Origin of the sequence: Chryseobacterium binzhouense (assembly GCF_007474545.1) — a bacterium.
Classification (GTDB): domain Bacteria; phylum Bacteroidota; class Bacteroidia; order Flavobacteriales; family Weeksellaceae; genus Chryseobacterium; species Chryseobacterium binzhouense.
In genome coordinates this window covers 255,890-269,381 of sequence record NZ_VKOG01000002.1, presented here as the reverse complement: position 1 = coordinate 269,381, position 13,492 = coordinate 255,890, and the positions used below count along the sequence as shown (strand labels likewise).

16 protein-coding genes and 1 pseudogene are annotated in these 13,492 nt (G+C 37.5%); 8 read left to right on the top strand and 9 right to left on the bottom strand.

The annotated features are described in order from the left end of the window. Nucleotides 1-92: 92 nt before the first annotated feature. Nucleotides 93-428 (top strand): winged helix-turn-helix transcriptional regulator, encoded by a 336-nt coding sequence (locus tag FNE73_RS07030; RefSeq protein WP_143884049.1) that lies wholly within the window; start codon nt 93-95, stop codon nt 426-428. 17 nt (nt 429-445) lie between these two features. On the opposite strand, the gene mobB is transcribed toward FNE73_RS07030, so the two are convergent. Both mobB and mobA read right to left on the bottom strand, forming a co-directional pair. Beyond that, the gene (gene mobB / locus FNE73_RS07025) at nt 446-1,717 is read right to left on the bottom strand and encodes a conjugal transfer protein MobB (protein WP_143884048.1); all 1,272 of its coding nucleotides are present in this window, start codon (nt 1,715-1,717) and stop codon (nt 446-448) included. A 2-nt stretch (nt 1,718-1,719) separates the two neighbouring features. After that, a complete protein-coding gene (gene mobA / locus FNE73_RS07020; RefSeq protein WP_065720161.1) occupies nt 1,720-2,157 on the bottom strand; it encodes a conjugal transfer protein MobA in 438 nt (145 codons plus the stop codon). A 702-nt stretch (nt 2,158-2,859) separates the two neighbouring features. Between mobA and FNE73_RS07015 the strand changes: the two genes are divergently transcribed. The 3 genes from FNE73_RS07015 to FNE73_RS07005 are packed head-to-tail and all read left to right on the top strand — an operon-like array spanning nt 2,860 to nt 4,711. Beyond that, complete coding sequence (locus FNE73_RS07015) at nt 2,860-3,627, top strand: ParA family protein (RefSeq protein ID WP_143884047.1); 768 nt, start codon at nt 2,860-2,862, stop codon at nt 3,625-3,627. Nucleotides 3,628-3,632: 5 nt separating this feature from the next. After that, complete coding sequence (locus FNE73_RS07010) at nt 3,633-4,070, top strand: DUF3408 domain-containing protein (protein WP_143884046.1); 438 nt, start codon at nt 3,633-3,635, stop codon at nt 4,068-4,070. 5 nt (nt 4,071-4,075) lie between these two features. Further along, nucleotides 4,076-4,711, top strand: coding sequence for a conjugal transfer protein TraD (locus FNE73_RS07005; RefSeq protein ID WP_143884045.1), 636 nt, complete (start codon nt 4,076-4,078; stop codon nt 4,709-4,711). A 6-nt stretch (nt 4,712-4,717) separates the two neighbouring features. Here the strand turns inward: FNE73_RS07005 and acpS are convergent, their stop codons facing one another. Genes acpS through FNE73_RS06970 form a run of 7 tightly spaced genes read right to left on the bottom strand, consistent with a single transcriptional unit; the run spans nt 4,718 to nt 8,919 of the window. Further along, the gene (gene acpS, locus FNE73_RS07000) at nt 4,718-5,092 is read right to left on the bottom strand and encodes a holo-ACP synthase (protein WP_143884044.1); all 375 of its coding nucleotides are present in this window, start codon (nt 5,090-5,092) and stop codon (nt 4,718-4,720) included. A 2-nt stretch (nt 5,093-5,094) separates the two neighbouring features. Then, complete coding sequence (locus tag FNE73_RS06995; RefSeq protein WP_143884043.1) at nt 5,095-5,679, bottom strand: nucleotide pyrophosphohydrolase; 585 nt, start codon at nt 5,677-5,679, stop codon at nt 5,095-5,097. Continuing rightward, on the bottom strand, nt 5,676-6,710 hold the full coding sequence (locus FNE73_RS06990; RefSeq protein ID WP_143884042.1) for a nucleotide kinase domain-containing protein: 1,035 nt from the start codon (nt 6,708-6,710) through the stop codon (nt 5,676-5,678). The genes FNE73_RS06995 and FNE73_RS06990 overlap by 4 nt, the downstream gene beginning before the upstream one ends. Further along, nucleotides 6,710-7,453, bottom strand: a complete 744-nt coding sequence (locus FNE73_RS06985; RefSeq protein ID WP_143884041.1) for a thymidylate synthase family protein — start codon at nt 7,451-7,453, stop codon at nt 6,710-6,712. The genes FNE73_RS06990 and FNE73_RS06985 overlap by 1 nt, the downstream gene beginning before the upstream one ends. A gap of 4 nt (nt 7,454-7,457) precedes the next feature. Further along, the gene (locus FNE73_RS06980) at nt 7,458-8,318 is read right to left on the bottom strand and encodes an ImmA/IrrE family metallo-endopeptidase (protein ID WP_143884040.1); all 861 of its coding nucleotides are present in this window, start codon (nt 8,316-8,318) and stop codon (nt 7,458-7,460) included. Further along, entirely contained in the window at nt 8,319-8,657 is a 339-nt protein-coding gene (locus FNE73_RS06975; RefSeq protein WP_228429942.1) for a helix-turn-helix domain-containing protein, read from the bottom strand. Further along, nucleotides 8,647-8,919 (bottom strand): hypothetical protein, encoded by a 273-nt coding sequence (locus FNE73_RS06970; RefSeq protein WP_143884039.1) that lies wholly within the window; start codon nt 8,917-8,919, stop codon nt 8,647-8,649. The genes FNE73_RS06975 and FNE73_RS06970 overlap by 11 nt, the downstream gene beginning before the upstream one ends. 217 nt (nt 8,920-9,136) lie before the next feature. Here FNE73_RS06970 and FNE73_RS06965 point away from each other — a divergent pair, with 217 nt between their 5' ends. The 4 genes and pseudogenes from FNE73_RS06965 to FNE73_RS17055 all read left to right on the top strand — a co-directional run. Further along, complete coding sequence (locus FNE73_RS06965; RefSeq protein ID WP_262711334.1) at nt 9,137-9,418, top strand: DUF4134 domain-containing protein; 282 nt, start codon at nt 9,137-9,139, stop codon at nt 9,416-9,418. Between the two features lie 11 nt (nt 9,419-9,429). Beyond that, nucleotides 9,430-9,759 (top strand): DUF4133 domain-containing protein, encoded by a 330-nt coding sequence (locus FNE73_RS06960; protein WP_143884038.1) that lies wholly within the window; start codon nt 9,430-9,432, stop codon nt 9,757-9,759. After that, on the top strand, nt 9,756-12,146 hold the full coding sequence (locus FNE73_RS06955) for a TraG family conjugative transposon ATPase (RefSeq protein ID WP_143884037.1): 2,391 nt from the start codon (nt 9,756-9,758) through the stop codon (nt 12,144-12,146). Before FNE73_RS06960 ends, FNE73_RS06955 begins: the two co-directional genes overlap by 4 nt. A 490-nt stretch (nt 12,147-12,636) precedes the next feature. Beyond that, nucleotides 12,637-13,386, top strand: a pseudogene (locus FNE73_RS17055) (reverse transcriptase domain-containing protein); the annotation flags it as partial. Nucleotides 13,387-13,492 lie beyond the last annotated feature (106 nt).

Here is a 13,492-nt window from a genome sequence, read left to right as displayed (position 1 = left end):
ATCTTATTTTATATTTTTGCAAAGTTTTGAAAGTAAATTCATAACTACAATACCGCATATAATTGTCCCTATGGGATAAAAAAGTCAATTTTATGAAAACAAAGGAACGAGCGATAGAAGAAAAAATTTGTCCATTGGAATTTGCTGTAAATGCTATCAGCGGAAAATGGAAAATCCCTATCGTATGGCGAATAAATGAAGGCGAAAAACGTCCAAGTGAAATGTTAAGAGGTATTGCAAAAGTGGACAGGCGTGTTTTAAATCAGCATTTAAAGGAACTGGAACAAGACGGAATTTTAACCAAGAAAATATTTAATGAACTTCCACCTCGTGTTGAGTATTCACTTACACCACTTGGGGAAAAATTAGTAGATGTACTTTGGAAACTGAATGATTGGGGTAAAGAGCTATTAATTGTCAAGAAATAAAAAGTATGCTATTTTTTTTATTTTCTCCTTTTCTTTCTCATCTTGTTAGCAAAGTCCTGTTCTTCGTAATCTTCGCTCTGGGCTTCGGGCAATAAACCGCCTAATGCTTCAATCAAACCGTCTTCGTGTTTTTCCGTAGTTAAAAAGTCAAACAAATGGTGTGGTTCTTCCGCAGGAATATCCGTATCATTTGATGTGGGTAGCTTGGGTTGCTGTAAAACAGGTTCTTTAATTTCTGGTTTGATGTTATTGTTCCAATAATTATTAAAGACATTGGCAGAAAGTTCCTTGCCCAAACGTGAACCGTTCCAAACCGTTTTAGAATTATGGTCTATGAAAGTCATTCCGTAAATACGCCCAGCATCATTTCTACGCACCACTACGTTAATGCCCTGTTCAGCTAATTGCTTTTTAAAAGCCTGCTCATCGCTTGTTGATTTCAGGGCAATGGTAACTGCGGATTGTAAAGTCTTTTGGATTGGATTGCCTTTCAAAGCCGTTTTGCATTTCGCAAAATGTAATTCCAAAGCTGGAAATCCTGCATTTTTTCCAAACAACGAAGCCTTAAACGGGTGTCCAGTTCTTTCGCCTTTTTTATTTAACGGAATGTATAATAAACCTTGCTGTGGTTTTCCCTGCAATTCGCCTTCCACTTTTTCGGTCGTAACATTGAACAGGGAAAGCAAAGCATTGTATTCTCCCAAAGTTTGATATTGATAATAGTTAGGCAGGTGTCGTACTACCGAAGCTATCTGACTTTTCACATCGCCAGCCCGATAATCCACTGGACGGAATACCTTATCATTTTGTTTATGTTCTTTGTCTGTTGCTGGTATCAATCTGTATTTCCTTTCAAGTTCACGGCATACATTCATAGACCGCATTTTCTCGAACTTATCCGAAATCTTTTTGCCCTCTTCGTCCACGCAAACCGATACGATATGGATATGGCTGCGGTCAATATCGGTATGTTTAAACACAACAAAAGGCTGTTCGCCGTAACCCATTTCCCTCATATATTCCTCTGCCATTTCCCTAAACTTGTCATCACTAACCTTGTCTTTCGGGTTCGGATTGAGCGAAATATGCACCGTATGCTTTTCTGTATTGCGGTTGGCTATAAGGTAAGGAGCAAAAGATTGGGCTAATTGTGCAACGGAATAATGACCGTTAGCGGTTTCAATTATCTTATTGGCGAACAAAATCAGTCCGTTTTCATTCTCCACTTTGAGCTGATTGTAAGCCAATGCACCGTATAAATTTCTACTTCTACCAATCTTTGCTATCATTTCTAAGGCTGTTTTTTCAGATATTTTGCTTCAAATTCCTCACTTATCTGAATGATTTTTTGGCATAACACCGCCATTTCAGCCGTCTGTTTTTCCAATTTATAGAGAAATGCCGCCGCCTTTTTCTCGGAAAAATGACGGTACAACAGCTTCACAATCTGATTATAGTTCACACCCACAGAACGGAATTGGCTGTGAAAAGAAGTAAGTCGCATATAAAAATCAACCGTTCCTTTGTCAATTTTGACCGATTTCATTTCCTTACTGAACAGCAGGGAAATGATAAACTTTGCTTTATTGGACATTCCCGATGCTTCAAAAAGCGATAAAAGTTTGGCATTTTCTTCGTCTGTAAGACGGAAAACGTGGCGGTGGATGCTTGGGTCGGTCTTAGGTATCCGTCCGCCCTTATTCTGTTTTTTGTTACTGTTGTCGTTCATCACTAATCCATTTTTAATCTACACAAAACCTCGACTTCGGAGAGTGTTTTTTAGCTCCCGGCAGGGCAAGTTGTTTTAGGCACTAACTCGGTTTCGAGTGCCTTAAAACACAACTTGCCGTGTTCTGATGAACACAATAATCCGCCCTACGGGTCGGATTGAATGTAACAGGGAAAAACGGCTTGTTGCCGTTCCCGTTGCCACCTGATATGTCAAAAGACTTTTGCATAAATCCGTTAATAAAAATCATTACACAAAGTAAAGGCTTGTTTTTGAAAGCATTGTACTGTGACACAGTGCCAAAAACTGCCTTTGAACGCCAAAAACTGCCACATTGAAGGAACTGCTTATTTATCTCTTTTTATTTGTACCGACCTGCATAAATAGTTATGCACGTAACAAGCTAAGTATATAACTATCGAGGTAGATAGATAAAAAAACAAGTACATAGGAAAGTACATCTTCAGATACCTATCTGTGTAATTCTATCTGTAGAGATGCAGGCATATCAGTAAGTAGGTTTTTCGATACAAACTTACTTACCTGCACACCTACAGAGGTATGTGTTTAGGTGCATAAATGCCTGTCTAAATATATCTGTATTGAGAAACATACCTATATGCAGAGATAAATATGTAGCAGACTGCAAACATAGGCACCTACGTAAATGAGTATATAAATAATTTAAAAAAAGTTAAAAAGATGAATGCAAAACACAAAACAGTTTTTATCGCCTTTTCTTCTCAAAAAGGCGGTGTAGGTAAGAGTACGTTCACAACACTTGCGGCAAGCATCCTGCATTATCGTTTGGGTTACAATGTAGCTGTATTTGATGCAGATTTTCCACAGCATAGCCTGTTGAAAATGAAAGAGCGTGATTTGAAAATGGTAATGGAAAACGAGGCTTTGAAAAAGTTGGCGTACAAACAGTTTACCACTATAAACAAAAAGGCGTACGAGATTATTCAACACAGAGCGGATAGCGTACTGGAAGCAGCCAACGAATTTGTTGAGGCTTCTCCGGTTTCAATTGATGCTGTATTTTTTGACCTTCCGGGAACGGTAAACACGCCGGGTATTCTGAAAGCATTGGCGGGAATGCACCACATTTTTACGCCAATCACGGCAGATCGTGTAGTAATGGAAAGCACGCTCGTTTTCACACAGCTCTTGCAAGATGTGATTATGAAAAAAGGTGAAACTTCCATAAAAACGATCAACCTGTTCTGGAACCAGGTTGATGGCAGGGAGAGCACACCTTTATACGATGTGTATAACAACCTTATCAATGATTTGGGATTTAGTCTGATGCAAAGCCAAGTCAAAAACAGCACACGCTTTCGCAAAGAAAGCGAAGTGAGCAGCAAAGCTATTTTTCGCTCAACGCTGATGCCTCCGGACGAAAGGTTGATGAACGCCTGCCAACTAGACCTTTTTATGAACGAATTTTTAAAAATCATTCAATTATAATCCCTATGGAAAAAGATAATAAGAAAAAAATTACTCCTGATATTGACGAGGAGTTAATGATGAATCTGATGGTTGACGGTGTAAAGAAAGAAGGGTTACAGCTTCCACCGGAACCTGAACCAAAAATAACCGAAACGGAGGTCGTTAAGCCAAAGGAACTATCACAGGAGAAACAGGCTGTCAGGGATAAGATCCGTAGTAAGAGAAATTCTGAAGTAGATTACGAAAGTACATTTTTTAAGAAATCAGACACCAATGCCCGTGACGGAAAAACAGTTTATATCAGACCAGAATTTCATGAAAAATTGACACGCATCATACAGGTGATTGGCGAAGATAAGATTACTATTTATGCTTATTTGGACAACTTACTGGATTATCATTTTCAGGAATTTGCCGAACAGATTACCAAGAGCTATAACGAAAAGTATAAACCGATTTAATAGTTATGGAAACATTAATTGTAATATGCCTGCTGATAGTCATTGGGCTATTGTTGCATGATAAGATTGTTATCAAAAAGAGGTCGGAGCAAAAGCCGAAACAGGAAAAAGTCAATCCTAATCATCCAGATATAATGGGACAACCGAAATCTATAAGAAGCCAATTAGTGCCAAACACCGCCACTGATCGCCAAGTGGAGGAACCAAATTTTAATCCTGATAATTTAGACATAGAATACGACGAGAATGAAAACTTAGGTATTCAAATTCCGCAGGAAGAGCTGGATAAGGTTTTTAGTAATACGCCTGATTTTGAGGAAGAGGAAGAAGAATGGAAAAGGTATGGAATATCCGGTGGCAATAATGGTTTAGCCCAAGGGGTTACTTTTGAAGAACTAAGCTCCGTGGGGGTATTGCTCCAAAAAGAAAAGTTGGAAACAGCCCAAAAGGAAACAGCGATAGCTATAGTTCAGAAAATACAGGGAACCGAATTATTCAGTCTACTGGAAAATTCCATAGACGGTGCATCCAGAAAAATTGCCGAGCTTTTGGATAGCACAATCATTTCTGAAACGGATGCCAGTTCTTCCACTTTGCGGAAAAGTGATTTGAATGATTTTGACATTGGGGAGTTTGTGTAAGGATTTTTATCCTTCAGCAATAACAAAAGCCTGAGAGAAAGAAGAAGAATGGCTTATACTAACATGCCAGTTCTTAATCCCTAAAGATATAGATAGGTGTAGTGGAGTACCTGATAAGATTATATTTGGTCTTCCTGCATCTTCTTTTAATATTTCAATATCGGTTAAAGCAATTCCGTCTTCCATACCTGTAAACAAGCATTTTAGAATAGCCTCCTTTGCCGCAAATCTACCCGAAAGAAATTGTAGTGTTCCTTTTGCTGGACAGAGGTCTAACTCCCTATTAGAAAAGATTCTAGATTGTATAGCTCTATTATTTTCCCAATCTAACTTTCGTGAAACAGTATGTTCTACTATATCACAGCCAATTGAAATAATCATTACTAAAATGAAATATGTTTTAATTTTCTATTTGCTGTATCAAATTCTATAAGACCGCCCTGATTTGATATCAGAAATCTAAAAGCAGCATAAGATTGTAATATGGCATATTCCCATTCTTCAGAGGTACGAACGCTTACTTCAAAATTCTCTGTCATTTCTTTAATTATTCTCAAAGTAGTTTTTGATACTTTTGATTTTCCTTTAAAAAAATTCTTTCTTTTTGCTTCATTAAATATAATCATAGAAATTGCTTCCTCCGTAATTGTGGCTCTTGCACCGTCTTCTATTTCATCAACCAAAGTGTTACTTTTTCGTTTTCTTTTCATCATGGCTCTTGTACATGGAGACCATCCCAATAGAGCGGCAAACGAATAATGAAATATATCATGATAACGATAGTAATCATTTTTATAAGAGTTGTCATTAATAACATCTCCAAGTTGTTCAGTTCCATTAAAAATTACTCTTACTTCGTTCTTTTGGTCATTTCCTACTTCTTTAAATGACACGTTAAAATATCTAGGGATTTGCTCCCCAGATATATAGTTGTCGTCAAAAAACTTTTTCTTAATTTGTTTTATCATAGTATTTTATTCTTTAAATCAGAAATAATGTTTTCGTTAATTCCCCATTTTGGAGGAAACCAATAGTCAATAGGTTTAGAGTTAAGTTTGTACACTTGCTTAATCCTTACTCTATCACTATTGCCTTTTATATCAGGATGTTTTACTCTTGCATACTTATCTACTTCACAAAATAAATTTTGACAATCTATCAGTTGTAATCGCCTTCCCCAAAGTGTTTTGAAATCTAACTGTAATCTTTCAAATTCCATTTCCTGCCTATCGGTCATTAGTTTAATGATTTCAACATTGCTTAACCCTCCTGTATTAGCAAAGCATTTACTTATTCCACCTAAAGCTCCAGGGCCAGGTACTACAAATTCTGATTCTGAAAAATCAATTATATTAGAGTAATTAATGTCAATTAAAATTTGATACGCTAAAAAATCGCCTAATCCCGGAAAACTTTTAACAATGTCAAATGCTTGTTGCATTTTGTTACAATCCATAAGTTGTATAGAAGTGTCTTTTTTCAAGATATAATCTATCAATTTTAAATGATTTGAGTGTTTTCGCTCGTAGCCAAATTGCCTTACAGAAGGCATTATATATGCTGCTGAATAGATTGTCTTCTTTTCTGCGAAAGCCTTACTTAGAACTTTATCATACCTTTTAAAATCAAATTCTTCATAATTTAAGTCTCCAATATTTTTTTTTAGCAATTCCCATGTGTCAATTTTGTTAAACAATTTGAACAACAGTATTCTAAAAAGAACTTCATCGGGTGAGTTAGAATAATCATCATTGTAAATAACTTCCTTAATTAAATACTGACTTACTCTATCCGAAGCCCTGTAAGCATTTGTAAATTTATGTTTAGATAAAATGGGGTCGTTTGTCCAAGGATATTTATCCCCTTGTATTCGACTAAAAAAAACATCTTGTCGTAATACCGCAAACCTCCAATAGCTATCAAATACCTCTGTTGTTTTAGCAGGTAATAATGGCTTATATATTGTAAAAGTGTTCTGCTTTTTAGCTATTGTACTCATTAGTTTTCTACCTTCATTTTAATTATTAATCCTTTTGCTTGAGCTTTTGTTAAATGGTCTAATTTTTCAACTCCAACAAAACAATTAAATCGTTCCAATTCTAATCCAGCTTGCTGTGCTACAAACTTTCCAAGATTGATTAACCCTAACCAGTTTCCATAAGCTCTCTGATACAAATACTGCATAGCATAAAAGCTATTTATTATTAATCCTCCATTTTCTGATTTATAGAATGAAACATGTTGTAAACAAGGAAAACTCTGGAATACGCCATTTTTATGGTCTTTTAATGGGTCAAAAATAGCAGCTTGTGATTTCGAGCGACGTTTTATTTTAGAGTCTTCACTTAAAGAATCAATTATTATTTCTAATTGATTCTTTTTACTGTCTCCAAATGCTATAAGGCGTTCAAAATAAGTTCCTGCACTGTTTCGCTTATCAATTTTCTTTAGTCTTGGTAAAACGTTTTCTAAATACAATCTAAACAACTCTTGCCGGTTACTTTTGTTAAACAGATATAAAGATTGTGGAAATATTGTTTCAGAAACAATATCAATTGAATCTAGTTGGTGTTCTGCCAAATCTTTGTTCAATTCGTTTTTTATAGTGTTATCCTCGTCAAAATCAGATAAAGTCAAAACTAATGGTGTAATTTCATTACCCGAGTTATCGATTATATGTTGTAACACTTTACACCATGCTTTCGATAAATTATTCTCTTCTATTAGTACTGGTATATTCATTTTATTAGTTTTCTAAATGTCTATATTCCGCAAAACCAATATAGTTCTGTGGTTGGATTCTCACAAAGCAACTGGTTTCACCACTTGTTGAATAAATGGAAGATATTCCAGATTTTTTCGCTAAATATAGTGTCCCAACTTCTGTGCTTTTTATCTTTTCTAAATAGTTATTATCAACTTCTAAATCAGAAGGAATAACTAAGTAGTTTGAAACTTCTAAATCAATAGGTTGATTATTTGTTTTAAAATCAATAATCTTGAAATATGCTTTTTCTTCAACGTTGCCAAAATGCTTTTTGAATATTTTGGAAGGTGTATGTTTAGATAATTCCATGTATTTATATTCATTCATTAACATATTGACTTTACAATGTGTAATTAACGTTTGATATCCAACCCCTAATACAGAACTAACTATATAATAATCAATTTCTCTTGCGGTATTAAAATCAAGCTTTCTTTTTTTGAACTCTGATTGTACACAAGCAATTGGCATTAACAAATGAGCAGAAAATGCATCAACTAATTTCTCATCATCACTTTTGTAATTTGAGTTGTCATTTTCGTCTGTAAGAATATCTAATTTTAATCCATGGTTAAAAACATGATGACCTAATTCATGTCCGCAAGTAAAAATTCTTCTTGGGAACGGACGTAGACGTGAAATTATAATTTTGGGTTGGCTTGTATTGTTCATAATGATATTATTTACATAAAGACCTTCCATATTAATATCAACGAATTGTACATCTATGTTTAATTTAGAACAAACATCGTAGATGTTTATAGCCTCATATAAACTGAGCCCTAATTTTAGTCTTGTTTCACTTGCTTTTCGGATAGCACTTGTATATAACTCATTCATTTATTTCGGAAGTATTCTTAAGATTTCTAATAGCTTCTTTCTGTCGGATTCATCCATTTTCCCCAATTCCCTTGCAGCAATTTTTGTTTGCTCATCTAAAGCCGATTCATTTTCCTCTTTCAACAAAAGCCATGAAGTGCTTACTTTGTACAACTTAGCAAATTGAATAATCTCTTCTGCACTTACTTTTCGTTTTCCACTTTCTATTTCAGAAATAGCTGGTCTTTGTATTTGTAAGATTTTTGCAGCATTTTCTTGCGACAAGCCAGACATAACCCTTGCTTCTTTTAATCTTTCAGCAATTTGTTCTCTTTCAGTCATAGTACCCTTATTGTTCATTTTTTGACAATTTTAATAGCTTCGTTGCAGCCTCTTTTATATTTAATTGTTTCTTCGTTTTTTGATCATGGAAAATATAGCAATCATTTGGTATAGTAATACCTGTTTTAATCTCAATTTGAGAAAAAATGGAAACTAACACTTGACTCATAATGAAATTTCCAGGATAGAAATTTCCACTTACGACTTCTTCAACTTCTTGATGAATACAAACTTCTTGTATAATCTCAATTATTTCTTTTTCTAATTCTAATATTTCCATGATTGTAAGAATTTCATACAAAAGTATGTAAGATTTTCTTACAATCAAAATATTTTGATAAATATTTATGCCACTCAACGCCAAATCATTCCTTTGACTGCCACTTTGTTATAACCCCTTGATTTCCGAAACATCTTTGTCCCGAAAGCCCGCAAGGTGTGGGATAACAAAAACAAATTAATGTGTTTCAATTAAGGAAAAACAAAGAAAAAAAGTTTTGCTGGCAACCGTAGCGATGTTGTCAGGAATTGGTTCTTTCGCACAGGGAAATGGTTCGGCTGGGATCAACGAAGCTACCCAAATGGTAACAAGTTATTTCGACCCCGCAACCCAATTAATTTACGCCATCGGTGCGGTGGTTGGGCTTATCGGAGGCGTTAAGGTGTACAACAAATTCAGTAGTGGCGACCCCGATACTTCGAAGACGGCAGCTTCATGGTTCGGTGCGTGTATCTTCCTGATTGTAGCGGCTACTATTCTACGTTCATTCTTTCTTTAATCTTTTGCCTTATGAATTACAATATCAACAAAGGCATCGGAAGAACGGTAGAATTTAAGGGATTGAAAGCACAGTACCTTTTCATCTTCGTAGGTGGATTGCTCGGTACCTTAATCTTCGTGATGATAATGTATATGGCAGGTGTAAATTCTTACATCTGTCTATTACTCGGAACCGGAGGTGCTTCACTCATCGTATGGCAGACTTTTTCACTGAACAGGAAATATGGCGAACACGGACTGATGAAGTTGGGAGCCATAAAAAGGCATCCTCGCTACATAATCTGTCGCAAGCCTGTACACAGGTATTTAAGATTCACTCCTAAACCCAAAACCGTATGAGAAATGTAGCTAAGACAGCCACATTGGAAAACAAATTTCCTTTGCTAGCAATAGAGAACAACTGCATTCTTTCTAAAGATGCAGACATTACCGCCTGTTTTGAAGTACGGTTGCCAGAACTGTTTACCGTTGCGTCGGCAGAATACGAGGCTATCCATTCCGCTTGGCACAAGGCAATCAAAACCTTGCCAGACTTTACAGTCATTCATAAACAGGATTGGTACATCAAAGAAAACTACGCTCCCGATCTGGCACAGGAAGACCAAAGTTTTCTGTCAAAATCCTACCAACGTCATTTTAACGAGCGACCATTCCTAAACCATTATTGCTATCTGTTTCTAACCAAGACGACCAAGAATAGAATGCATATGCAAAGTAATTTCAGTTCGCTTTGTAAGGGTACGCTTATTCCAAAGGAAATCAATAAAGAAACGATACACCGATTTATGGAAGTGGTGGCTCAGTTTGAGCGTATTGTGAACGATAGCGGCTTTATAAGCCTGCGACGTTTGACTGAAGACGATATCATTGGTACGGACGAAACACAGGGATTGCTGGAACAATACCTAACGCTGTCAAGAGAAAACGGAACGGCAATGCAGGATATAGCACTCAGTGCTGAAGAAGTCCGTATTGGAAACAAAAGGTTGTCCCTGCATACCTTGTCCGATACAGACGACCTGCCTGCAACCGTTTCGGCGGATACCCGATTTGAAAAACTTTCCACTGATCGAAGCGACTGTCGTTTATCCTTCGCTGCACCTGTGGGATTATTGTTGAGCTGTAACCACATCTACAACCAATACCTGTTTTTAGATAATAGCGAAGATAACCTGCAAAAGTTTGAGAAGTCAGCAAGGAATATGCACTCACTGGCTCGGTACAGCCGTGCCAACCAAATCAACAAAGAATGGATTGAAAAGTACCTGAACGAAGCCCATTCCTTCGGACTTTCTTCAGTTCGTTCACACTTCAACATTATGGCTTGGTCGGAAGATCCTGTGGAACTCAAACAATTGAAAAACGATTGCGGTAGTGCATTAGCATTAATGGAATGCAAGCCACGCCACAATACAACTGATGTAGCTACCCTGTATTGGGCAGGAATGCCAGGCAATGCAGGTGATTTTCCGAGCGAGGAAAGTTTTTACACTTTTATTGAGCCAGCCTTATGTTTCTTTACCGAAGAAACCAATTATCACAATTCACCATCGCCATTTGGTATCAAGATGGCTGACAGGCTTACAGGAAAACCTATTCATTTGGATATTTCGGATTTGCCAATGAAGCGTGGCATTATCACGAACCGGAACAAGTTTATTCTTGGTCCGTCAGGTTCTGGTAAATCTTTTTTTACCAATCACATGGTTAGGCAATACTACGAGCAAGGTGCTCACGTACTGCTGGTAGATACAGGTAACTCCTATCAGGGGTTGTGCGAATTAATCAAAGGAAAGACTAAAGGCGAAGACGGTGTTTACTTCACTTATACCGAAGATAACCCGATTGCCTTTAATCCATTTTACACCGATGATGGTGTGTTCGACATTGAAAAGCGTGAGAGTATCAAGACTTTGATACTCACGCTTTGGAAACGTGACGATGAACCGCCTACAAGGTCAGAGGAAGTTGCTCTTTCCAATGCGGTTTCAGGTTATATCGACCGAATAAAAAGCGAGGGCTTTTTCCCATCGTTCAATGGCTTTTACGAATATGTGAAAGGAGATTACCGCAAGGTACTCGAAGAAAAACAGGTTCGTGAAAAAGACTTTGATATAGCCAATTTCCTCAATGTTTTAGAACCTTATTATAAAGGTGGCGAGTATGACTATCTGCTGAACTCGGACAAGCAGTTAGACCTTTTATCCAAACGCTTTATCGTGTTTGAAATTGATGCGATTAAAGACCACAAAATCCTCTTTCCAATAGTTACCATTATCATTATGGAGGTATTCATCAACAAGATGCGAAGACTGAAAGGTATTCGCAAACTGATACTGATTGAGGAGGCTTGGAAAGCAATCGCAAAGGAAGGAATGGCTGAATACATAAAGTATCTCTTTAAAACGGTTAGAAAGTTTTTTGGCGAAGCCATAGTCGTAACACAGGAGGTAGATGATATTATCCAATCTCCGATTGTGAAAGAGAGTATCATCAACAATTCCGATTGCAAAATCCTGCTCGACCAGCGTAAGTATATGAACAAATTTGATGATATACAGGCAATGCTGGGGCTTACTGAGAAAGAAAAAGCACAGGTTCTCTCCATCAATATGAACAACGATGCCAGTCGCTTGTACAAGGAAGTTTGGATTGGATTGGGCGGAACACACTCGGCAGTGTACGCAACGGAAGTAAGCCTTGAAGAATATTTGGTGCGCCCATAAGGGCATATAGTGAATGTGGTTTGGCAACCACTGGGCAAGTGTTTATAACGCCCATCAACAGCCGACTTATCCGAACGGGAAACCCGACGGGGAGTGTAGCATGTCGGAAAAGCCATAAGTCAACTAATTGTCGTGTTGCGACTGAATGGCGAGTTGAAAAGTTAGATATAAGGATGAAGTCTTGATTGATTGAACGACAGTCCGAACGGTCAGTTCTTAGGCAGTGACGGAAGACAGTTACCAACGTCACTTTGTGGTAATATCCTAATGACAGGTAGTAGTGATAGCATAAACAGACCACAACGTAACTGCAATAAGCAGAAAAGGGCGAACATCGCATCCGACAATCTAACGTGCCAATAGTTGCTATATGTCTAAATGGGGATTGCCTAAGTCGGAATGCCACAGGCGTGGCTATGGAAAAAGCTCCTGAATATCCGATACGGCAACGGAGTCTCCGTAGTAGTCCGAGCAGGGGAAAGCCCTGTACATGGCGAAGGGAGACAGTCAATTTAGTTTAATACGATTAACGGAAAATGTGAGAGACATTATGAGAAATCCAGAAAAAGTATTGAACAGTCTAATAAGGCACAGCAGAAACACGGACTATAAGTTCGAAAGGCTGTACAAGGTTCTGTTCAATGAAGAGATGTACTTTATCGCCTATCAGAAAATCTACAGTAAAGTAGGCAATATGACAGCAGGAGTTGATGGAAAGACCATCGACGGAATGAGTATATCCCGCATTGAAAGGCTGATTGCATCGTTGCGAAACGAGACCTATCAGCCAAACCCATCCAAGAGGACATACATTCCGAAAAAGAACGGGAAGAAACGTCCGCTTGGTATACCATCTTTTGATGACAAATTAGTGCAGGAGGTTATCAGAATGATATTGGAAGCAATTTATGAGGGTAGCTTTGAGCATACTTCACATGGGTTCCGACCCAATAGAAGCTGTCACACAGCCCTATTAAGCGTCCAACAGTCATTCACTGCTGTACGGTGGTTCATCGAGGGCGATATAAAAGGCTTCTTCGACAATATCAATCACGAAATATTGATTGGTATTCTAAAGGAGCGTATCGCTGACGACAGGCTCATTCGGTTGATACGAAAGTTCCTCAATGCAGGGTATATTGAAGATTGGGTGTACCACAAAACATACAGTGGCACACCGCAAGGTGGGATTGTAAGCCCCATCCTTGCCAACATTTACCTTGATAAACTCGATAAATATGTCAAGGATTATATCAAGGACTTCGATAAGGGTAAAAGAACTACGGCAACACGCCAGTACAGGGTACACGAACAGAGACGATACCGCTTGGCCAAGAAACTCAAAT

Coding starts and splice junctions, on each gene's coding strand:
- FNE73_RS07030 (WP_143884049.1), top strand. CDS start 93: ATGAAAACAAAGGAACGAGCGATAGAAGAAAAAATTTGTCCATTGGAA.
- mobB (WP_143884048.1), bottom strand. CDS start 1,717: ATGATAGCAAAGATTGGTAGAAGTAGAAATTTATACGGTGCATTGGCT.
- mobA (WP_065720161.1), bottom strand. CDS start 2,157: ATGAACGACAACAGTAACAAAAAACAGAATAAGGGCGGACGGATACCT.
- FNE73_RS07015 (WP_143884047.1), top strand. CDS start 2,860: ATGAATGCAAAACACAAAACAGTTTTTATCGCCTTTTCTTCTCAAAAA.
- FNE73_RS07010 (WP_143884046.1), top strand. CDS start 3,633: ATGGAAAAAGATAATAAGAAAAAAATTACTCCTGATATTGACGAGGAG.
- FNE73_RS07005 (WP_143884045.1), top strand. CDS start 4,076: ATGGAAACATTAATTGTAATATGCCTGCTGATAGTCATTGGGCTATTG.
- acpS (WP_143884044.1), bottom strand. CDS start 5,092: ATGATTATTTCAATTGGCTGTGATATAGTAGAACATACTGTTTCACGA.
- FNE73_RS06995 (WP_143884043.1), bottom strand. CDS start 5,679: ATGATAAAACAAATTAAGAAAAAGTTTTTTGACGACAACTATATATCT.
- FNE73_RS06990 (WP_143884042.1), bottom strand. CDS start 6,710: ATGAGTACAATAGCTAAAAAGCAGAACACTTTTACAATATATAAGCCA.
- FNE73_RS06985 (WP_143884041.1), bottom strand. CDS start 7,453: ATGAATATACCAGTACTAATAGAAGAGAATAATTTATCGAAAGCATGG.
- FNE73_RS06980 (WP_143884040.1), bottom strand. CDS start 8,318: ATGAATGAGTTATATACAAGTGCTATCCGAAAAGCAAGTGAAACAAGA.
- FNE73_RS06975 (WP_228429942.1), bottom strand. CDS start 8,657: ATGAACAATAAGGGTACTATGACTGAAAGAGAACAAATTGCTGAAAGA.
- FNE73_RS06970 (WP_143884039.1), bottom strand. CDS start 8,919: ATGGAAATATTAGAATTAGAAAAAGAAATAATTGAGATTATACAAGAA.
- FNE73_RS06960 (WP_143884038.1), top strand. CDS start 9,430: ATGAATTACAATATCAACAAAGGCATCGGAAGAACGGTAGAATTTAAG.
- FNE73_RS06955 (WP_143884037.1), top strand. CDS start 9,756: ATGAGAAATGTAGCTAAGACAGCCACATTGGAAAACAAATTTCCTTTG.